Below are 19,472 nucleotides of genomic sequence, written 5' to 3' on the forward strand. Positions count from 1 at the left end.
GAGCACCCCGAACATGCAGATCCCCGGATTCGACATCGACAGCGAGATTGGCCAGGGCGCCATGGCCAGTGTCTACCTGGCCACCCAGCGCTCGCTGCAGCGCAAGGTGGCGTTGAAGGTGATGGCCGCGAGCCTGGCCGCCGACCCTACCTTCTGCGAGCGCTTCCTGCGCGAAGGACGCACCCTGGCGCGGCTGTCGCACCCGCACATCGCCACCATCCATGACATCGGCAACGTCGGCGAGCTGTACTACATGGCCATGGAGTACCTGCCCAGCGGCACCCTCAAGGAGCGCATCGCCGCCGGGCTTACGCCCGAGCAGGGCTTGCTGTACGTACGGCAGATCGCCCAGGCGCTGGGGTATGCCCACGACCAGGGGCTGGTGCACCGTGACGTGAAACCGGCCAACATCCTGTTCCGCGCCGACGGCACGGCGGTGCTCTCGGACTTCGGCATCGCCAAGTCGCTGGACGACCGCACCCAGTTCACCCAGGCTGGCTTCGCCGTCGGCACCCCCAGCTACATGAGCCCTGAGCAGGCGCGAGGCATGGACATCGACGGCCGCGCCGACCTGTATGCGCTTGGGGTGGTGCTGTACGAGATCCTTGTCGGCGAGTTGCCCTACCGTGGCACCGATGCGTTGTCGACCGCACTGGCCCACCTGACCGAGCCACTGCCGGAGCTGCCCATCGAGCATGGGCGCTACCAAAGCATCCTGCGCGGGCTGCTGGCCAAGGACCCCGATCAACGCTTCGCCGATGCTGCCGCGTTGCTGGCCGCACTGGATCGCTTGCCTGTCGATGACCAGGACAGCACCGTGATCCGGCCGTTGCCGGTCGCGATGCCGGGCAAGGCTGACCTGGGCGGACTGATGCCGGTATCCATCGAGATCCCGCACGCCGTGGCTGAGCCGGTCGCCAGCCCCGCGCCTGAACCCGAGCCGACCCGGCCGCAACCGAGCGTGCCAGCGAAGGCCAGTACCGGCAAACCGGCCAAAGCCCTGCTGGCCGTGGCCATTGCTGCGGCGCTGGGCCTGGGGGCGACCTGGTTGTGGTGGCCCGCTGATAACGACCAACCGGCTTCGCAGCCACCCGTGGCGCAAGCCGCGAGCGAGCCACAGACGCCAGCTACGCCGCCTCTGGCTGCCAGCGAGGACGGCCGGCCATTGCTGATGCCGGGCAAGAAAACCCTGTTCCAGCGCGTGCTGAGCAAGCCCGAAGCGCAACTGCTGGCCAGGCCCGGTGATAGCGCGGGTGAGCCCCTGCCGGCGTTTTCGGTGTTGTACGTGTACCAGCGCAAGGACATCGACGGCCAGCCATGGCTGGAGGTTGGCGCCTCCAGCAGCGGCCAGCGCGACGGCTGGTTGCCGGCGGCACAAACCAGCGACTGGAAGCAAAGCCTGGTGCTGAAGTTCACCGAGCGTTCCGGCCGTTCACCGGTGATGTTCATGCGCCAGGCCGATGACCTGCAGCAGTTGCTCGATGACACCGGCAAGGCCCGCGCCGACTTGCTCAAGGCGCAGAACGAGCCCGACCAGGTGCCCCAGGTGCTGGCCCTGGAACCGGCCGCCAGCGCGGTGCCGCAGAACCAGTTCTACCTGATGCCGATCTTCGACTACCGCGAGAGCTTTGGCGCCGACGGCCAGCCGGTGCAGTTGCTCAACGTCGCCTCTATCGACCCCGGCAGCAGCGTTCGCAGCCAGGCGGCCACGGCTGCCGGTGCGGCCGTGGCGGCGGACAACCGCTTCCGTACCGGTATCGTCCTGGTGGTCGACACGTCGGTGTCGATGCAACCCTACATCGACCGCGTGCGCCAGGTGGTCAGCGAACTGCAGGCGCAACTGGCCGCGCAGGGCGAGCTGGACAATGTCAGCTTCGGCCTGGTGGGCTTTCGCAACAGCGTCAAGCGCACCCCGGGCCTGGACTACCTGAGCAAGACCCTGGTCAGCCTGGAGGAGGGCCGCGACCCGGCGCGCTTCCTCAAGGCTGCCGCGCAGGTCAAGGCCACCAGCGTCTCCAGCCATTCGTTCAACGAAGATGCCTTTGCCGGCGTGATGCAAGCCGTGGAAGGCATGGACTGGTCGGGCTATGGCGGGCGTATCGTGCTGCTGGTCAGCGATGCCGGTGCCCTGCGCAAGAACGACCCTTACAGCAGCACGCAGATGAACGAGGCCGAGGTGCGCCAGGCTGCGTTGAGCAAGCAGATCAGGATCTACGCCCTGCACCTGCGCACCCCGGCCGGTGTGAAAAACCATGGCGCTGCCGAAAGCCAGTACCGCGTGCTTACCGCCGACAGCAACCCGCAGATCGGTGACCTGTACGTGGGCGTGCCGGGCGGCGATGTGGGCGCCTTTGGCGAGCGCGTGCGCGAGATCGGCTCGACGTTCGCCCAGCTGGTGCACCAGGTGCGTGAACAGCAGCCACAGCCATTGCCCCAGTTGAGCTCGGGCGCGAGCCTGGCGGCGAAGTCCCAGGCGATCGGTTATGCCATGCACATGGACTTCCTCGGCCGTAACGGCGCCAGCCAGGCGCCGCAACTGGTCAGCGCCTGGGCTGCCGACCATGACCTGGCCAACCCGGCGTTACCGAGCCTGCAGGTGTGCGTGATGCTGACCAAGTTGCAGCTCAATGACCTGCAGCAGTCGCTGAAGCTGATTGTCGACGCCGCGCGCAAGACCCGCAGTTCGCCGGGGGATTTCTTCAACGAGATCGCCAGCGCCAGCGCCTACATGAGCCGCGATCCGGGTGCCCTGCGCAAGGGCGCCAACCTGGCCCAGGGCGGGGTGCTGGGCGAATACCTCGAAGGCTTGCCGTACCGCAGCAAGTCCCTGAGCATGACCGAGGACCTGTGGCTGTCGCTGTCGGTGGCCGAACAGGAGGATTTCATCGACGAGCTGGACTCGAAGATCCGCCTGTACGAAACCTTCCACAACGACATGGCCAACTGGGTGCGCTTCGGCAAGGCCGAGCCGGGCGATGCCCTGTACCGTGTCCCGTTGTCGACGCTGCCGTGATGATCAGCCTGCACGGGGTGCGCAAGACGCGCGGGCAGGGCGCCCAGCGCTACAGCCTGCAGGTCGACCAGCTGCAGCTGGCGGCGGGCGCGCGGGTGGCGCTGGTCGGTCCCAGCGGCTGCGGCAAGAGTACCTTGCTCGACCTGTTGGCGCTGGTGCTGGCGCCGGATGCTGCCGAGGGCTTCGTCTTCGCCGGCACCGATGTGGCTGGCCTGTGGCGCCAGCGCCGCCTCGACCAGTTGGCGGCGCTGCGCAGCCGGCAGCTGGGCTACGTGCTGCAGGCTGGCGGATTGCTCGGTTTCCTCGATGTGCGTGGCAATATCCGCCTGCCACGGCAGCTGTTGGGGCTGGGCGAGGACGGCAGCGTCGAACGCCTGGCCGAGGCGCTGGACGTGCATGACCAGCTGGCCAAGAAGCCTGCCGCGTTGTCGCTGGGGCAACGTCAGCGGGTCAGCTGCGCCCGGGCCCTGGCGCATGCGCCGGCCTTGTTGCTGGCCGATGAGCCTACTGCGGCGCTGGACCCGGTGAACGCCGAGCGGGTCATGCAGTTGCTGCTGCGCGAGGCACAGGCGCGCCAGGTGACCTGCGTGCTCGCCACCCATGACGAAGCGCTGGCGCGCCGGGCCGGGTTGAGCGTGCTGCGCATGGCCTGCCGGCGCGATGCCGACGGCGGCGTCACCGCCACTTTGGCGCAGGCGGTCTGATGCGCCCGTGGCTGATCGCCGGCCTGGCCTGGCAGGACTACCGCAACGATGCGCGGCTGTCGGCGTGCAGCGTGCTGGCGCTGGTCGCGGTGATCGCGCCCTTGCTGGTGCTGTTCGGGCTCAAGTTCGGCCTGGTCGGCAGCCTGACCGAGCGCCTGCAACGCGACCCGGCGGTGCGCGAGATCGTGCCGCTGGGCGGTGGTCGGTTCCGCGCCGATTTCATCCATGAGCTGGCGCAGCGACCGGACGTTGCCTTCGCCATCGCCCGTACCCGGCAGATCGCCGCTACCGCCGAGCTGTTGCTGCCGGCACGCGGGCGTGCGGTGACGGCCGAGATGCTGCCGACTGCTGCCGGCGACCCGTTGTTGCAACAGGTGGCGCCGCCGCAGGGGCTGCAGCAGGTGGTATTGAGCTTTACCGCCGCCGAAAAGCTCGGTGCCGCGGCCGGTGATGAACTGCAGGCCAGCTTCAGCCGGCAGCAGGCCGGGCACCTGCAATGGCGCCAGACCCGCCTGCAGGTGGCTGCGGTGCTGCCGCTGGCGGCGTTCGAACGCGATGGCCTGTTCGCCTCCCTGGCCCTGCTCGAGGCGGTCGAAGACTACCGCGACGGGCGCGGCGTGCCAGCACTGGGCTGGCCGGGCAATGCCGCAGGCAGCGATGCCCGGCGGGTGTACCCGGCGTTTCGCCTGTATGCCAAGGAGCTGGCCGATGTCGAGCCGCTGCGCGCCTATTTCGCCGAACGCAAGTGGCTGGTGTCGACCCAGGCGGCGCAGATCGCCCAGGTGCAGGCGCTCAGCCGCAACCTCGACCTGGTGTTCTGGATCATCACCAGCCTGGCCGTGGCCGGTGCCGTGGCCGCCGTCGCCGCTGGCGCGGTCGCGGCGGTACAGCGCAAGCAGCGTGAGCTGGCGGTGCTGCGCCTGCTGGGGTTCGGCACGGCCGCGCTGCTGCTGTTCGTGGTGCTGCAGGCGCTGTACAGCGGCGTACTGGCGGCCGCAGTTGCCGGCGGCCTGTACCTGCTGGCCGAGCAGGGCCTCAACCGGATCTTCACGCAGGTGCCTGGCGAATACGCCAGCCATCTGTTGCCAATGCATTACTTCGTTGCGTTGTCCGCGGTGCTGCTGGCCAGCACAGCCGCTGCTGCCCTGGGTGGCTGGCGGGTGACGCGCATCGACGCCAGTCAAGGAATCCGTGATGTCTGAATATCGCCTCGGGGCTACGGCTCTGCTTCTGACAACGCTGGGCCTGGCGGCCTGTTCGCCGGGCGCCGACGAGCCGCCTGCCAAGCCGGTCAACGCCGCTGCCGCCAGCGCCCCGGCACAGGCGGTCGACACCAGCAAGCTGGACAACCCCAAGCCCTTGCCGGGCGACGTCAGCCTGCCGCTGCCGTGCGGCGGCGAGCTGGTGCTGCGCAGCGTCTACGTGCTGGCCCAGGGCAGCCTGGACGACCGCGAGGTCAACCTCGGCTACCCGTTCAGCGAGGGCGAGGCCGGCTACCAGCAGTCGTTCATTTCCGGTTATCGGCGTGACTTCATCAATGGCCAGTTCAGCCTTCAGGACCTTTCTGCCGATTGGCAGAAGGCCGTCGCCCCCAGCTTGCCCAAGCTCGACCAGGCAGGCCCGCTCAAGCCGATGATGTATTTCATCGGCAAGTACGAGGTCACCGCCCGGCAGTATGCCCAAGTGATGGCTCAGGCCCAGTCGCTGGCCAGCGGCGAGCCGGCGCCGGCCTGCCAGCCCGATACCACGGCGGCGGGGCGTCTGCCCAAAGTCAAGCTGTCGCGCTTCGAAGCCGAGCGCTTTGCCGCGGTCTATAGCGCCTGGTTGCTCAAGTATCACCGCGACCTGCTGCCGGTCAGTGGCCGGGGCAGCAAGGCCGAGGACGGCGGGGTCGGTTTTGTGCGCCTGCCCACCGAAGTGGAGTGGGAGTTCGCTGCCCGTGGCGGTTCTGCGGTGAGCCGCCAGGAACTGGAAGGGCGCCTGTTCCCGCGCAAGGTCCAGGGTAGTGACAGCGACGGGCCGCTCGGCGACTGGGCGGTATTCAACCAGGTGGCGGGCGGCACCGGGCAGGCCGCACGGCTGATGCCGATCGGTACCCGGCTGCCGAACCCGCTGGGGCTGTTCGATGTGATCGGCAATGCTGCCGAAATGGTTCAGGAGTCGTTCCAGCTGGTACATGCCGGCCGCTTGCAAGGCGCCTATGGCGGCTTCGTGGTCAAGGGTGGCAACTACCTGGAAGGCGAGGGCACGCTGTTCACCGGCATGCGCCGCGAGTACCCGCTGTTCGGCGCTGACGGTACCGAGCAGCGCAACGAGACCACCGGCTTCCGGGTGGCCATCGGCGCCCTGTCGGCGCCCCGTTCGCGTTACCAGGAGCTGTTCGAGCAGTGGCAGAAGGTAGGGCGCCTGGCCAGCCTGACCGACGACATCGATGCCGCGCAGGATCCGACCAAGCGCCTGGACAGCATCATCGCCGCCACCGCCGACCCGCGCCAGCAGGCCGAGCTGGGGCTGGTCAACGAAGAGCTCAAGCGCAGCGTTTCGCTGATCGGCCGCCAGCGCGAAGAGGCTGCCGGCAACCTGATCCAGTCCGCCGCGCTGGTGGCCGAGACCATCAACAACTACAACATCCGCCTGACCAACCTGCGCACCACCCAGGCCGAGGCCAAGGCGCGTGGTGACCAGACCACCGTGCGCATGTACGCCGCAGCCATCACCAACGGCCGCGCCGCGCTCGATGGCGCCGTGGCGATCTACATCGACAACCTGGCCAGTGGTACGCGCTACACCGATGCGGTGATCCAGGCGCAGTTCCAGCGGGTCAAGGAAGAACTCAACCGCAAGCCGGTCCTGGGCAAGAGCCTGGTGAGCCGCGCGACCCTGTTCGTTCGCCACGTTGGGGAGTACCGCCAGAACCAGCGGGCCGACCCGGCGACGATCCTCAAGGAGCTCCTGGCATCGGCCGCCGCGCGGCCCTCGTAGTGGCTTCTGCCTGACCAACCGCGGGGTGGCATGAAGCCCCCCGTTTTAACCACCCACGTGAGAAAGTGACATGTTCAAGACCATCTTCACGGCTACCCATGCCCGTTCCGCCCTGCTGATTGCCGCCGGTTTCAGCACTGTCCTGCTGGCGGGCTGCTCCAGCTCTCCAGTGTCCAAGGTTGGTGCCACGACCAAGGTCGAGTACTACCCGAGCTGCTACCAGCCCGTGCAGCACCTGCGTTCCACCGACGGTGACATGACCCGCTCGGTTGCTACAGGCGCCGTCATCGGGGCCCTCGGCGGTGCCCTGACCGGCGCCCTGGTCGATGGCGACAACCGTGGCCGCAACGCTGCCATCGGTGCGGCGGGTGGTGCCCTGGTGGGCGGTGCGGCCGGTTACTACACCGAGCGCCAGAAGCAGATCAGCGACGACAAGCAGCGCATTGCCTCTTACGCCACCGACATCGACAAGAGCGCCGCCGACCTGGACCGCACCACGGCCTATGCCAAGGCTTCGCAAAGCTGCTACCAGCGTGAGTTCACCAGCCTGATCGAAGGCCGCAAGGCCAACCGCATCAACGACACCGAAGGGCGCAAGCGCCTGGCCGAGATCGTCTCGGGCCTGCAGGAGTCGAACAAGCTGCTGGCTACCGTCAATGGCCGCGTTGCGGAAAACCTCGACAACTACACCCAGGCCTACGAGCAGGACCTCAAGCAGGTTGGCGTGGCCCGTACCGACGTAGCGACCGTGGCTGAACCGCCGAAGGCCACCACCGGCAAGAAGAAGACCCAGGCCGTCAAGGTGAACACGAACGTGCCGCAAGAGGCGGTCGCCACCGAGAAGACCCTGCAGAAGGCCACTACCAAGAAAGCCGAGGCCCAGCAGGTGGCCAATGCTGGCGTCGACCAGGTCAACAAGATGTGCCGCAGCCCCGACATGGGTGACTGGGCGCCGGTGCCTTGCCCGAACGTGTAACCCACGCTCCGTTGCGCTTGCGCCGGTGCACGTGCTGCTCTCGGCAGGTCGCCTGACCTGCACGGGGCATGCGTGGGCCGGCGCAGCGGCTTTTCGAAACAAGGAGAGTTGTCGTGACCGATCTGATGTCCGGCGTCCTGGGCGGCTACCAGCAGCAAATGGCCCGTCAACGGCTGCTGTTGACTGTCGACCAACAGAAGCTGTTCAGGGCTATCGATGCCGACCCGGGTATCGTTGGTGCTGGTGTTGTCTATATCGATGCCCAGTACAACGTGATTGTCCTGCGCGAATTCAAGCCTATCTGCAGCATTGCGCCCAAGCGTGTGATTCTGCAGGAGGCACCCCCATACAAGTCGCCTGAACAGTTCATGACCCAGCTGCAAACCGGCGCGCGTGAGCGCAAGGTGATGGCAGAGGCCGTGAACGCCAGTTTGGGTTGCCTTTCCGCCTATCTTGGCTGGGTCGTCATGTTCAGCGGCACCATTGCTGTACCCTTCACTGGCGGCGCCAGCATGGTGTTGACGGCGGTCGGTTATGCCGCCGCAGCTGCGGGTACCGGGCAGTGCATGATGGGCGGGTACCGGGTATTCAACGAAGTGTTCGACCCTGGGCAGAACGACTGGCTCGACAGTAATGACACGGTCCAGACAGTGATGAGCATACTCGACGGCGTAGCGCTGGCAGGTGTGGGTGCATCGAGCCTGAACACCGTGCGTTTCCTGCAGGCTCGCAAAGCGGCGACCGGCAAGGGCTGGAGAGAGCTGTTCCATAGTCTGTCCCGGCAGCAACGCAAGGCCTTGGCCGAGGAACTGCTGCTCATCAAGCATCCGTCGCTCACCGCCAAGCAGCTCAAGCTGAAGCAGGCGGCGGGTACCGCGATCAAGCGTTTCACCCCTACCGAAATTCAGCACGCCACGCGTACCCTGATCAAGGACTCGATAGGCGGCCTATCGGGTTTTGCCAGCAGTAGCTTTGTGCAGTCGGTTGCCGTGGGGCTTTACGAGGAAGTTGACGAATGACCCAGGGCCAGGAACTGAAGGCATTTCTTTCCCGCTACTTCGGCGTGTTCATCGCCGAGTTCATGCTGTCCTGCTTTGCCATTGGCGGCTGTGTTTCACTGGTGTTCTCCACCTGGCTGCGCAGCCCGGACCGATCGCTGTCGGTGCTGGTCCTGGCGCTGGCAGGGGCGCTGAGCGTCGCCTCGCATATCGCCATGGTGCGGGGTTATGCCTGGGGTGTGCGCGGGCTGGTCGGCCTGAACGGGCTGGCCGTGCTGGCCGCGTTGCCCAGCTACGCTTACCGGCCGCACATGGGCGGCTACGTCTCGGTATTGCTGTTCGGGCTGCTGGCCTTGCTGGTGATCAATAGCCAGCGCTACCGGGAAATGCGCGTGCGCCTGGTGGGCTACCGAGAAACGCGCAGGGCCAACCACCAGGCGGCGAAAGCTGGCAAATGATGGCTTGGCTGATGTAACGAGGCTTCTGGATGAATTTGCGCCGAATGCGTAGCGGGTTCGCTGCTTTGCTGTTGCCCTTGCTCGTTGCCTGCAACGGGCACAAGGTCGAACGCGTCGTGGTTTATGAGAACAACGTCCATCACTGGCGCATCGAGCATGTGGTGGAGCAGAACTGGCCGGTGGGGCCTCGACAGTACTATGAGGTGTTTCTCAAGGACCGCTTGCTGATCCTGCCTGCCAGTGTTTTCAATGACGAGCGCGACATTCGCGAATTCGTTGCTGCGGGCGGTTTCGACATCAGCAACTGGCGCAATGACACGATCATCGTGGCGTTCGAGAACGTGCAAAAGCGCGAAGGCGGCAACGAGCATTTTGTCCGCACGCTGATGATCACCCCGGAGTACAAGGAAGGGGAGGTGATACTGACGGATATGGCGAACCATCTGCAGATCGTGGTGCAGCGGGTGGAGCCGGCTGATGAGGGGAAATAGCCTTTGGGCTGCCTGAACAGTAACTAGCTGCGCATGGCACCGGCTCAAACCGCTCCCAGAGGGCACCCCGGTTACAAAGCCCGATATTGAATCCTGAACGCCAGGCTCATCATTTGCCCACGCTGCAACAACCGCAACCCCGGCCGCCCCGGCAGGTGATGCGCATTGACCGGGTGGCTAACCGGCTCAAAGCAGAAAAAACCCTGCCCCTGAGGGCAGAACAGCAAGAAGTGCTCAGCCCCGCTGGCGCTACATGCCAACCGATACCCGGCTCCCGGCTGTTCGATCACACACGTCCCCGGCCAGCCACTGAAGGCGTGATCAACCACCGTTTCGGGCAGGCTGGCCAGCGTTGCAAAACTCCACTGTTCAGGTACTTCGGCCTGGTACGACGGCAAGCGCCCATCCTCGGCCAGCCAGACCTTGCGTGCCGCTGCATACAGCCTGGTATCGGGATAGCGTGGAAAGTAAGGGTGCAGCCCCAGCCCATACCAGTTAGCCGATTCCTCCAGGTGCGTTACATGCAGGCCCAGGTTCAGGCAACCCTCTTGCAAATGCACATCCAGGGTGGCGTGGTAGGCAAACGGTACGGAACTGTCCAGCGTCAGTCGCGCACGCCGTTCACTGTAGTGCACCACCTGCCAGGCCTGCTGCCAGGCGCTGCCATGAATCGGGTAAGGGTCATGCGCGGTATTTGGCGCCAGAGCCTGCCAACCCTCGGGCCGGGCAAAGCCGCCTTCGGCGATACGGTTGGACCACGGCGCCAGCGGGTAGCAGGCTAGCCGTCGCGGCGTACCGCTGGCCAGCGCGTCGTGGTCGGAATGACGCAGCAGAGTCTGCCCGGTCGCCTTGACCTGCCAGTTGACCAGGCTGGCGCCCAGTTCCGGGGCCAGGCTCAGGCGGGTCAGGCGGTCCTGCAGGTGCAGTTCGGTCACAGCCATTCAAGGCTCCTTTGAAAAAGCGTCAGGCGGGGCGCCGGTAAGTGAGCAGCACGATGCCGCACACCACCACGGCACCGCCGAGCAGTTGCAGGGTACCCAGCTGCTGGCCGAGCAGGGCCCAGCCAAGCAGCAAGGTCGCGACAGGTTCGACGTTCATGACCGGCGCGTTCTGTGCCATGTTCAGCCGCGGCACGCAGACAAACAGCAAGGTGAAGGCCAGGCCATACAGCACCACCAGGCTCGCCAGCGCCGCCCAGCCGCTGCTGCTGCCCGGCAGCGACAAGCCGGACGGCATTACGCCGCTTGCGCCTGCGACCAGCATGCTGGAAAACACGATCAGCAGCGTCAGCAGGCTGCGCACCGGGCCGCGCACGGCGGCCAGCTTGTGGTCGGTGATCCACAAGGCGCAGGCAAAGGCACAGGCGGCGCCGAAGGCCAGGCCGACACCCAGCGCCCAGTGCGGGTTGGCATCGCTGCTGTCGGCCAGGCGTGCCGGCACGTCCAGCGCCAGTACCAGGCCGCACAGGATCAGGCCCATGAACAGCACGGTGCGGCCAGTGGGGCGTGCTCCACCCAGCGCCCAGGTGAGCAGTGCCAGCAGCATCGGGAAGGTGTTGCCCACCAGCAGCGCCAGGGCCACCGGAATGCGCGCCACCGCCGAGTACAGGCACAGGCTCTGGGTGGCGATCAGCAGGCCGAGCAACAACTGCCAGCGGCGAGTGCCGGCGGGCAGGGCCAGGGCCTGGCGTTGCCATAGCAGCAGGCTGGCCAGGACCAGAAACGTGATGCCCGAGCGGCAGAGGATGGCCAGCAACACGCCGGTGCCGTCATCGAAGGCGATCCGTGCGGCGATGTGGTTACCGGCGAAGGAGCAGGCCAGCAAAGCCAGCAGGGCGATGGCCAGCTTGCGTGGGAACAGGGGGATAGCAGAGGAGGGGACAGCCATGTGCAGGATCCGTTTGCAGATAGATTTTCCAGCCGCATCACGGTCGTTGTAGGAGCGGCCTTGTGTCGCGATGGGCCGCAAAGCGGCCCCAGCACTATCAGCATCAACGCCGAAATCCTGGGGCCGCTTTGCGGCCCATCGCGACACAAGGCCGCTCCTACAGGGACCGCAAGTGCAGTTACAGCACCACGCTAGGCAGCCACAGCGAGATGGCCGGAATGTAGGTCACCGCCATCAACACCAGGAACAGCGCCAGGTAGAACGGCAGCATCGCCTTCACCGTCGATTCGATGCTCACCTTGCCAATTGCCGAGCCGACGAACAACACAGCCCCCACCGGCGGCGTTACCAGCCCGATCCCCAGGTTCACCAGCATGATCATGCCAAAGTGCACCGGGTCCACGCCGATACCGGTTATCACCGGTAGCAGGATCGGCGTAAGAATCAGGATCAGCGGTGCCATGTCCATGACCGTGCCCAGCAGCAATAGCATGAAGTTGATGCACATCAGGATCACATAGCGGTTGTCCGACAGGGTCAGAAACGCCGTGGTGATCTTCGACGGAATCTGCATCAGCGTCATCACGTAGCCAAAGCTTGCAGCGAAGCCGATCAGGATCATCACGATCGAGATGGTGCGTACCGTGCGGTGCATCAGCTTGGGCAGGTCGCGCCACTTGTAGTCGCGGTAGACGAACATGGTCACGAAGAACGACCACACCACCGCCACGGCTGCCGATTCGGTCGCAGTGAACACCCCGCTGAGGATGCCACCGAGGATGATGACCATGGCCATCAGCCCCCACAGTGCTTCACCGGCAATCTTCAGCGCCTGGCGCATCGGGATCACTTCGCCCTTGGGGTAATTGCGCTTCTTGGCGAACAGCAGGCACAGGCCCATCATCACTGCGCTCAGCAGCAAACCGGGCATCACCCCGGCCATGAACAGCGAGGCAATCGATACCGTGCCGCCTGCCGCCAGCGAGTACAGCACCGAGTTGTGGCTGGGCGGGGTCAGCAGCGCCTGTACCGAGCCGCTGACGGTCACTGCGGTGGAAAACTCGCGCGGGTATCCCCTGCGCTCCATCTCCGGGATCAGTACGGAACCCACCGACGCGGTGTCGGCTACCGACGAGCCGGAAATTGCCCCGAAGAAGGTCGAGGCCATGATGTTGACCAGCGACAGCCCGCCGCGCACGAAGCCCACCAGCACACCGGCAAACGCCACCAACCGGCGTGACATGCCGCCTTCGGCCATGATCGCGCCGGCCAGGACGAAGAACGGAATCGCCAGCAGCGAGAATTTGTTAACCCCACTGGCCACCTGGATCATCATTGCCTGCAGTGGGATGTCGATCCACCAGGCTCCGATCAGCGCCGACAGGCCCAAGGCGTAGGCCACCGGCATGCCCAGCAGGATGAGAGCGATGAAACTGCCCAACAGAATGAACGCATCCATTTATGCCGCCCCCTCGTTTTCTTCCAGCTGGTCGAAGCGCACCACCTTGCGATGGCTCTGGTCGCCCAGCAGCAGTTTCTCCAGCACGAACACCAAAGTCAGCACGCCGCCGACCGGGATCGGCGCGTAGGTCATGCCCACCCGCACCCCCGGCAACGACGCCAGAAACTGGTTCCAGGTGGTGATGCACAGCTTGCTGCCGTAATAGGTCATGAACACGCACACCAGGATCATCAGCAGTTGCACCAGCAGCGCCACCAGTTGGCGCTGCTGCGCTGGCAGGCGGTCGGTGATCATCGCCACCGCCATATGCGCCCCGGCACGGTAACTGGCCGCTGCGCCGACGAAGGTGAACACCACCATCAGCAAGATCGCCACGGGTTCCGGCCAACTGGCGCCAGTGCCGAGCACGTAGCGGGCGAAGATGCCCCAGGGAATGATCAGCGACATGGTCAGGATCGACAGGCCGGCAACCCAGATACAGGCGCGGTACAGCGTGTCGTTGGCACGTAGAAAGAGGTTTTTCATCGGCATCACCAAAGCGGCAGGGCGGCGGGCGCCGCACTGCCGGGGTCGTTCAGGAAGGGGCCGCGATTACTGGACGGCGTCGATACGTTTCATCAGGTCGGCGTACTGCGCACCGTATTTTTCGCGGACCGAAGCGGTAGCTTCGTAGAACGGCTTCTTGTCGACGGTGATGAACTCGACACCGGCGGCCTTGAGCTTCTCTTCGCTGGCGGCGGACTTGGCGTCCCACAGCGCGCGCTCCTCCATCTGCGCCTCACGCGCGACCTTCTTCACCAGCACCTGCTGCTCGGGGGTGAGCTTGTTCCAGGTGGTCTTGGACATCACCACCGGCTCCGGCAGGATCAGGTGGCCGGTCAGGGTGTAGTACTTGGCGCTCTGGAAGTGGTTGTGCTCGAGCAGGGTTGGCGGGTTGTTTTCGGCGCCGTCGATCACCCCGGTCTGCAGGGCGCTGAAGATTTCCCCGGTGTCCATGGCGATGCCATTGCCGCCCATGGCGTTCATCATGTCGATGAACAGCGGGTTGCCCTGCACGCGAATCTTCATGCCCTTGAGGTCTTCCAGGCTGCGCACCGGCTTCTTGGTGTAGATGCTGCGCGAGCCACCATCCATCCAGGCCAGGGCCACCAGGTTGAAGTCGGAGTTGGTGATCTTGTCGAGGATCTCCTGGCCTATCTCGCCGTCGATGATCTTGCGCATGTGGTCATGGTCGCGGAACACGAACGGCATGTTGAACACGTTCACATCCGGTACCACCGGGCCGACGATACCCAGGCTGACGCGGGTCATCTGCACGGCGCCGACCTGCGCCTGTTCGATCACTTCCTTTTCCGAGCCCAGCACGCCGCCCGCGAACATCTTGAAGGTGATATCGCCATTACTGGCTTCTTCGAGCTTTTTACCCATGTTCTGCTCGGCGACCACGGTCGGGTAGCCGGCGGGGTGGATTTCGGCGAACTTGATGTCCAGGGCCGAGGCGGGCATGGCCACGCTGAAGGCGAACGGGAGAACGGCAAGAAGCAGCTTGCGTTTGAAGGTCATGATGAAACTCCGTGGTTTTTATTATCCGGTTTCGAGCGTGCAAGTGTGGTGGTGGATGGGGGCTTAGCCCCGGTAGACAGGTTCCTCCAGGCCCTTGGTGCCAGGGTTGAGGGCAAATACCCCGCCAGCCAGTGGCTGGTCGCCGAGGTCGATGCCCGAGGGGCGGATCGAGGTGACGTACAGGGTGTCGAGGCAGGCGCCGCCGAAGGCACACATCGCCGGCTTTTTCACCGGCACGCTGAGCGAGCGGTCGAGTCGGCCATCGGGGGTGAATCGGTGGATCTGCCCGGCGTCGTTGCCGCAGACCCAGTAGCAGCCATCCTGGTCCATGGCGGCGCCGTCGGGGCGGCCGGGGTGGCTGCGCATGTCGACGAACAGCCGCTGGTTGTGCGGGGTGCCGCTGTCGATGTCGTAGTCGAACGCCCAGACCTTTTGCACATCGGGGTGTGAATCGGACAGATACATGCGCTTGCCGTCGGGGCTGAAGGCCAGGCCGTTGGGCACGATCATGCCGCCCTGCTGCAGGTGCAGCCGACCTTCGCCGTCATGCCGGTACAGCGCGCCGACATGCGCGCCTTGCTGCATGTCCAGCAACATGGTGCCGGCCCAGAAGCGGCCCTGGCGGTCGCAGCGGCCATCGTTGAAGCGCATGCCAGCCTGGGCATGCTCCACGCTGCTGAGCAAACGGCTATCCAGGCTGCCATCTGCTTTGGCCTGCAGCTGGAAGATGCCACTTTCCATACCCGCCACCCAGCCGTCACCGCTGCGGGCGATGCAGGCTAGCATCTCGTCGCCTTGCCAGACCCGGTGGGTGCCATCGGCCGCCTGCCAGCGGTGCAGCTGGCGGGCGGGAATGTCGACCCAGTACAGGGCCTGTTCGCTTGGGTGCCAGACGGGGCTTTCGCCGGTGCTGTTGCGGGCGTCGACAATCAGTTCGCAGTTCATGGCCGTGCCTCCCCCCAAGGTCAGTTGAACGGGCCGGCCACGGCGAAGGCACCGCCCTGATAGACCATGCTCGGGTCGTCGGCAGCGAGCGCCGGCTGGGCTTCCACGGCGGCGCGGAAGGGTTCGGAGCTGTCCTTTGGCACGTAGCCCAGGTGCTCGGCATGGCGGTTGTCCCACCACACGGTGCGGTTGTCGGAGGCGCCGTAGACGATGGTGTGGCCAACGTCGGGCGTGAACAGCCCGCGCTCGATCAGTTGCACCAGGTCGTCATAGCTCAGCCAGGTGCAAAGCATCCGCCGGTTCTGTGGTTGCGGGAACGACGAGCCAATGCGGATGCTGACGGTCTCGATGCCGTAGCGGTCGAAGTAGAAGCTGGCAACATCCTCGCCGTAGCACTTGGACAGCCCGTAATAGCTGTCCGGGCGGCGTGGTGAATGGGCGTCGATGCGCTCATCCTGGCGGTAGAAACCGATGGTGTGGTTGGAACTGGCGAAGATGATGCGTTTCACGCCATGCTTGCGTGCTGCCTCGTAGATGTGGAACACGCCGCAGATGTTAGGGCCGAGGATCTCTTCGAAGGAGTGCTCGGTGGACACGCCGCCGAAATGGATGATGGCGTCCACGCCTTCGACCAAGGCATGTACTGCAGCCTTGTCGGCCAGGTCGCAGGTGATGATCTCTTCATGCGGACCTGCGGCAGGTGCCATGGGGCTGATGTCAGAAAGGCGCAGGACTTCGGCGTAGCCTTGCAGGCGTTCGCGAAGGACCTTGCCCAGGCCGCCTGCGGCTCCAGTGAGCAGCAGGCGATTGAGGGGAGTAGTGGTCATGGCCAGCTCTTGTTGTAAGTTGTTGTAGGTTGTCGTATGACTGCGGTGAATATTGGCGGTGGTTCTGGTGGTTGTCAATGAGGCATGCACAGCCCTCGACGGGTTACGCGGTCTCTTGTGGGAGCGGGCGCGCCCGCGAACACCGGCGTAGCCGGTGCCATGCACCGAGTTGCCGGCTTCGCGGGCATGCCCGCTCCCACAGGGATCGCGTTCGCCTCGCCCTTGGTTACAGCAACGACAACGGATAGTTGAAGATCAACCGGTTCTCATCAAACTCGTTATTGCTGTAATCCCGACGAATCGACGAATTGCGCCATTTCACACTCAAATCCTTGAACGCCCCGCTCTGGATCACATACGCCAGTTCCGTCTCACGCACCCACTCCTTGCCATCAGTCACCACCCCGCTGTGCACATCGCGCCCGCTGATATAGCGATTCATCAAGGTCAGCCCCGGCACCCCGACGGTGACGAAGTTGAAGTCATGGCGCAGCTGCCACGAGCGCTCGTTGGCGTTGTCGAAGCTGGAGTTGTAACTGTCGTTGGCCAGGGTGCCGCCACTGGTGCCGTTGACCCGCATCCAGGTATCGCCATCGACTTTCTGCAGCCCGACCCAGAAAGTGCTGCCACCATACTTGGCCGAGAACATTCCCGAGTAAGTCTTGTTGTCCAGCTCGCCAGCGCGTTTGGCGCCATCGTCATCGCCATTGAAGTAGCCCAGGTTGGCGCCCAGGGTCCAGCCACCCACCGGCTGACTGTGGCTCAGTTGCAGGTACTGTTGCTGGTACACATCCTTCAGCGCCGCATTCCACAGCCCGACCAGGGTGCGGTCCTGATTGAACTTGTACTCGCCACCAACAAAGTTGAAGCGGTCCGACACGCCACCGCCGTAGCTCATGTCGTCCATGCTGGCGTCGTTGCGCGGGCTGTTGCCGCGGAACTGCCCGCCATACAAGGTCAGCCCGGCAATCTCGTTGGACGTGACCTGCCCGCCACGGAACGTCTGTGGCAACGAACGCCCGTCGTCCGAGCGCAGAATCGGAAGCACCGGCATCCACTCACCGATCTTCAGTTCTGTTCTGGAGATGCGTGCCTTGCCCGCCACTGCCAGGCGCCCATAGTCATCGGCCGGCTTGCCATCGTCATGGCGCGGCAACAACGCCGTGCCGTAGGTACCGCCACCGCCATCCAGCTTGACCGACCACAGCCCCAGCACATCCACGCCGAAGCCGATCGGCCCCTCGGTGAACCCCGAACGGGCGTCGAGGATGAAGCTTTGCGTCCATTCCTCGGCCTTGCTTTGCGGGTTGCTCGGGTTGGTGAAGTTGCGGTTGATGTAGAAGTTGCGCAGGCCGAGGGTGGCCTTGCTGTCCTCGACAAAACCCGCCGCCAGGCTGGTACCTGGCAAGCCGGCGATAACCCCGGCGCCAAGCAGCGCGAAGGGCAAGGTATGGCAGATCTTCATTATTGTTATGCTCCCGAAGGGTATGGCAGCCCGTCCACCGGGCACGCGCAAGCGGCCTGCGGCAGGGGCGGGTAAGTAACGGGCCGGTCAGGGCCAGGGGTGAATGCGCAGTAACCGGGCGCTAGGTACTCGAGGGGGTACGCCAGCAGACCGTGGGAAGAGACAGATGTGGGTGCAGCGGGATGAGTGTCGACATAGGTTCGTCCACTGATTGTTGTTTTTGTTATGTGTTGTCGTACAACTGTGGGCGATTATTAGCAAGGGTGAGAGGGGCTGTCAACGCATAATGGCCTAGTGATTAAAGGCAAGATCCCCGTAAATTAACGCGTAGAGGCTCTATCGCGCACTCTGTAAAGAGATACGATGACAGCTGTTTTGCAAGCAAACCGGACACAGGATTTTCAAATCAACCCGACTTGGCAGTGGACCGCGCCGCTCCCCTGCGCTATCTTCAAGTCAGGCCTCGCCCTCGACCACGTAGACTGGCATGTCCAGTCCCGGCATCCTCGTTGGTGCCGTACCCCCTTGTCGGCGTGGGCGGGGCCCCTTTTTACGGCGCGCTTGACCGGATGAGATCGAGCGATTGGCCCCCGCTGTTTACCAACCCTCAAAAAGCGCCCATTGCGCTTTTTTCGTTTAAGGCCCTGGCGGATTCTTGCCGGCAACTGCCACACAAATTCCCCGTGATACGCGATCCCATGTAGGAGCGGCCTTGCGTCGCGAAAGGGCCGCAAAGCGGCCCCGGCGATGGCACAGGCTATGGGATTTTTGCGCAGCTATTGCCACTGCTGGCACAAATATCGCTATTGCAGAGCCACCAATACCAGTGCATTGTAATGACAAACGTCTTTACCTGAGGGCGAAGCCATGGCTTCCATCAACATCCGCGTCGACGACGATCTCAAAGCCCGCGCCTACAAGGAGCTTGAGCGCTTGGGCGTAACGCCCTCCGAGCTCATGCGGCAGGCGCTTCAATATGTAGCCGAGCGGGGAAAGCTACCCTTCCGGCCGGTCCTGATGACCGAGGAAGATGAAGACCTCATCGCCACCGTACAAGAGCGGCTTGCTTCTCCGCAGCGCGTGAGGGTGCAGCTGGATGACCTATAGCCTCGACTTCGATTCCCGTGCATTGAAGGAGTGGAAGAAGCTGGGCGATACCGTGCGTCAGCAGTTCAAAAAGAAACTGGCGGAGGTTCTGCTGAATCCTCGGGTTGAAGCCAATCGCCTTCACTCGCTACCAGACTGCCTTTAAGGAAATCGCCTAGGTATTTGGACTGCGCTTGCGAGCAAGGCACTCAATTCCCAAGCGAGACGCAGACTCTGTAGATACTCTGTTGGCGGTCAAGCTTTTCTGAGGTGTTCAGAGCTGAAAAGCTTGGCCGTATCAAATGGCTCATCCCCGCGCATGCATGCCCAGATGCCTGTCAGGTACTTGCGCATGACAGCAGCTATAGCCTGCATTTTCTTCTTGCCCCTGTTGACCAACGACTCGTAAAAAGCCTTCGCATAAGGGTCGCAGCGCACTGCGGTCAAGGCAGGCATGTACATGGCTGCCCGTAGATAAGCATTCCCAGTTTTGCCGAGTCTGCCGGGCTTATCAATGCTCGTTCCCGATTGGGTCTGTCGAACATCGAGACCCGCGTGGCGAGCTACCTGCGAGGACTTGAGTATTTGAGGAAGGATGGTCAGTTCAGCCAATGC

18 protein-coding genes and 1 pseudogene are annotated in these 19,472 nt (G+C 64.2%); 10 read left to right on the plus strand and 9 right to left on the minus strand.

Features of this window, described 5'->3' with window-relative positions:
- The first annotated feature begins 13 nt into the window (after window positions 1–13).
- The 8 genes from J5M58_RS19660 (at window position 14) to J5M58_RS19695 (ending at window position 9,622) form a co-directional block, all read left to right on the plus strand.
- Window positions 14–3,013 carry a serine/threonine-protein kinase gene (locus J5M58_RS19660; protein WP_207879254.1) on the plus strand — a complete coding sequence of 1,000 codons (3,000 nt, stop codon included), beginning with the start codon at window positions 14–16 and terminating at the stop codon, window positions 3,011–3,013.
- Window positions 3,013–3,717, plus strand: a complete 705-nt coding sequence (locus tag J5M58_RS19665) for an ATP-binding cassette domain-containing protein (protein WP_112253447.1) — start codon at window positions 3,013–3,015, stop codon at window positions 3,715–3,717. The genes J5M58_RS19660 and J5M58_RS19665 overlap by 1 nt, the downstream gene beginning before the upstream one ends.
- Entirely contained in the window at window positions 3,717–4,919 is a 1,203-nt protein-coding gene (locus tag J5M58_RS19670) for an FtsX-like permease family protein (RefSeq protein WP_112253448.1), read from the plus strand. Before J5M58_RS19665 ends, J5M58_RS19670 begins: the two co-directional genes overlap by 1 nt.
- Window positions 4,912–6,699, plus strand: coding sequence for an SUMF1/EgtB/PvdO family nonheme iron enzyme (locus tag J5M58_RS19675; RefSeq protein ID WP_207879258.1), 1,788 nt, complete (start codon window positions 4,912–4,914; stop codon window positions 6,697–6,699). The genes J5M58_RS19670 and J5M58_RS19675 overlap by 8 nt, the downstream gene beginning before the upstream one ends.
- 70 nt (window positions 6,700–6,769) lie before the next feature.
- Window positions 6,770–7,675, plus strand: a complete 906-nt coding sequence (tagQ, locus tag J5M58_RS19680) for a type VI secretion system-associated lipoprotein TagQ (protein ID WP_112253450.1) — start codon at window positions 6,770–6,772, stop codon at window positions 7,673–7,675.
- Between the two features lie 125 nt (window positions 7,676–7,800).
- Window positions 7,801–8,694 (plus strand): NAD synthetase, encoded by an 894-nt coding sequence (locus tag J5M58_RS19685; RefSeq protein WP_112253476.1) that lies wholly within the window; start codon window positions 7,801–7,803, stop codon window positions 8,692–8,694.
- Window positions 8,691–9,131, plus strand: coding sequence for a hypothetical protein (locus J5M58_RS19690; RefSeq protein WP_112253451.1), 441 nt, complete (start codon window positions 8,691–8,693; stop codon window positions 9,129–9,131). Before J5M58_RS19685 ends, J5M58_RS19690 begins: the two co-directional genes overlap by 4 nt.
- A gap of 29 nt (window positions 9,132–9,160) precedes the next feature.
- A complete protein-coding gene (locus tag J5M58_RS19695) occupies window positions 9,161–9,622 on the plus strand; it encodes a hypothetical protein (RefSeq protein WP_112253452.1) in 462 nt (153 codons plus the stop codon).
- Between the two features lie 71 nt (window positions 9,623–9,693).
- On the opposite strand, the gene J5M58_RS19700 is transcribed toward J5M58_RS19695, so the two are convergent.
- The 8 genes from J5M58_RS19700 to J5M58_RS19735 form a co-directional block, all read right to left on the minus strand.
- Entirely contained in the window at window positions 9,694–10,563 is an 870-nt protein-coding gene (locus J5M58_RS19700) for an aldose 1-epimerase (RefSeq protein WP_207879260.1), read from the minus strand.
- A 22-nt stretch (window positions 10,564–10,585) separates the two neighbouring features.
- Window positions 10,586–11,509, minus strand: a complete 924-nt coding sequence (locus J5M58_RS19705; protein ID WP_112253454.1) for an EamA family transporter — start codon at window positions 11,507–11,509, stop codon at window positions 10,586–10,588.
- A 178-nt stretch (window positions 11,510–11,687) separates the two neighbouring features.
- Entirely contained in the window at window positions 11,688–12,968 is a 1,281-nt protein-coding gene (locus J5M58_RS19710) for a TRAP transporter large permease (protein WP_112253455.1), read from the minus strand.
- Entirely contained in the window at window positions 12,969–13,496 is a 528-nt protein-coding gene (locus J5M58_RS19715) for a TRAP transporter small permease (RefSeq protein WP_112253456.1), read from the minus strand. It lies immediately after the preceding gene.
- Window positions 13,497–13,562: 66 nt separating this feature from the next.
- Window positions 13,563–14,534 (minus strand): TRAP transporter substrate-binding protein, encoded by a 972-nt coding sequence (locus tag J5M58_RS19720; RefSeq protein ID WP_207879262.1) that lies wholly within the window; start codon window positions 14,532–14,534, stop codon window positions 13,563–13,565.
- Between the two features lie 63 nt (window positions 14,535–14,597).
- Complete coding sequence (locus J5M58_RS19725; RefSeq protein WP_207879264.1) at window positions 14,598–15,479, minus strand: SMP-30/gluconolactonase/LRE family protein; 882 nt, start codon at window positions 15,477–15,479, stop codon at window positions 14,598–14,600.
- Between the two features lie 20 nt (window positions 15,480–15,499).
- Window positions 15,500–16,306, minus strand: coding sequence for an NAD(P)-dependent oxidoreductase (locus J5M58_RS19730; RefSeq protein ID WP_207879266.1), 807 nt, complete (start codon window positions 16,304–16,306; stop codon window positions 15,500–15,502).
- A gap of 226 nt (window positions 16,307–16,532) precedes the next feature.
- Complete coding sequence (locus J5M58_RS19735; protein WP_207879268.1) at window positions 16,533–17,771, minus strand: OprD family porin; 1,239 nt, start codon at window positions 17,769–17,771, stop codon at window positions 16,533–16,535.
- A gap of 867 nt (window positions 17,772–18,638) precedes the next feature.
- On the opposite strand from J5M58_RS19735, the gene J5M58_RS19740 reads away from it, so the two are divergent.
- Window positions 18,639–18,878, plus strand: coding sequence for a type II toxin-antitoxin system RelB/DinJ family antitoxin (locus J5M58_RS19740; RefSeq protein WP_028700126.1), 240 nt, complete (start codon window positions 18,639–18,641; stop codon window positions 18,876–18,878).
- A pseudogene (locus tag J5M58_RS19745) lies at window positions 18,868–19,017 on the plus strand (type II toxin-antitoxin system RelE/ParE family toxin); the annotation flags it as partial. The gene J5M58_RS19740 and the pseudogene J5M58_RS19745, both read left to right, overlap by 11 nt.
- Window positions 19,018–19,112: 95 nt before the next feature.
- Here J5M58_RS19745 and J5M58_RS19750 read toward each other — a convergent pair.
- Window positions 19,113–19,472: transposase (locus tag J5M58_RS19750; RefSeq protein ID WP_207879270.1), on the minus strand; the 360-nt coding region annotated here is incomplete at its 5' end.

Source organism: Pseudomonas sp. 32_A, from assembly GCF_017490905.1.
In the GTDB taxonomy this organism is placed as follows: domain Bacteria; phylum Pseudomonadota; class Gammaproteobacteria; order Pseudomonadales; family Pseudomonadaceae; genus Aquipseudomonas; species Aquipseudomonas inefficax.

What these genes read in the sequence shown, in the direction of transcription:
- J5M58_RS19660 (WP_207879254.1), top strand. Translation starts at nt 14, where the DNA reads ATGCAGATCCCCGGATTCGACATCGACAGCGAGATTGGCCAGGGCGCC.
- J5M58_RS19665 (WP_112253447.1), top strand. Translation starts at nt 3,013, where the DNA reads ATGATCAGCCTGCACGGGGTGCGCAAGACGCGCGGGCAGGGCGCCCAG.
- J5M58_RS19670 (WP_112253448.1), top strand. Translation starts at nt 3,717, where the DNA reads ATGCGCCCGTGGCTGATCGCCGGCCTGGCCTGGCAGGACTACCGCAAC.
- J5M58_RS19675 (WP_207879258.1), top strand. Translation starts at nt 4,912, where the DNA reads ATGTCTGAATATCGCCTCGGGGCTACGGCTCTGCTTCTGACAACGCTG.
- tagQ (WP_112253450.1), top strand. Translation starts at nt 6,770, where the DNA reads ATGTTCAAGACCATCTTCACGGCTACCCATGCCCGTTCCGCCCTGCTG.
- J5M58_RS19685 (WP_112253476.1), top strand. Translation starts at nt 7,801, where the DNA reads ATGTCCGGCGTCCTGGGCGGCTACCAGCAGCAAATGGCCCGTCAACGG.
- J5M58_RS19690 (WP_112253451.1), top strand. Translation starts at nt 8,691, where the DNA reads ATGACCCAGGGCCAGGAACTGAAGGCATTTCTTTCCCGCTACTTCGGC.
- J5M58_RS19695 (WP_112253452.1), top strand. Translation starts at nt 9,161, where the DNA reads ATGAATTTGCGCCGAATGCGTAGCGGGTTCGCTGCTTTGCTGTTGCCC.
- J5M58_RS19700 (WP_207879260.1), bottom strand. Translation starts at nt 10,563, where the DNA reads ATGGCTGTGACCGAACTGCACCTGCAGGACCGCCTGACCCGCCTGAGC.
- J5M58_RS19705 (WP_112253454.1), bottom strand. Translation starts at nt 11,509, where the DNA reads ATGGCTGTCCCCTCCTCTGCTATCCCCCTGTTCCCACGCAAGCTGGCC.
- J5M58_RS19710 (WP_112253455.1), bottom strand. Translation starts at nt 12,968, where the DNA reads ATGGATGCGTTCATTCTGTTGGGCAGTTTCATCGCTCTCATCCTGCTG.
- J5M58_RS19715 (WP_112253456.1), bottom strand. Translation starts at nt 13,496, where the DNA reads ATGAAAAACCTCTTTCTACGTGCCAACGACACGCTGTACCGCGCCTGT.
- J5M58_RS19720 (WP_207879262.1), bottom strand. Translation starts at nt 14,534, where the DNA reads ATGACCTTCAAACGCAAGCTGCTTCTTGCCGTTCTCCCGTTCGCCTTC.
- J5M58_RS19725 (WP_207879264.1), bottom strand. Translation starts at nt 15,479, where the DNA reads ATGAACTGCGAACTGATTGTCGACGCCCGCAACAGCACCGGCGAAAGC.
- J5M58_RS19730 (WP_207879266.1), bottom strand. Translation starts at nt 16,306, where the DNA reads ATGACCACTACTCCCCTCAATCGCCTGCTGCTCACTGGAGCCGCAGGC.
- J5M58_RS19735 (WP_207879268.1), bottom strand. Translation starts at nt 17,771, where the DNA reads ATGAAGATCTGCCATACCTTGCCCTTCGCGCTGCTTGGCGCCGGGGTT.
- J5M58_RS19740 (WP_028700126.1), top strand. Translation starts at nt 18,639, where the DNA reads ATGGCTTCCATCAACATCCGCGTCGACGACGATCTCAAAGCCCGCGCC.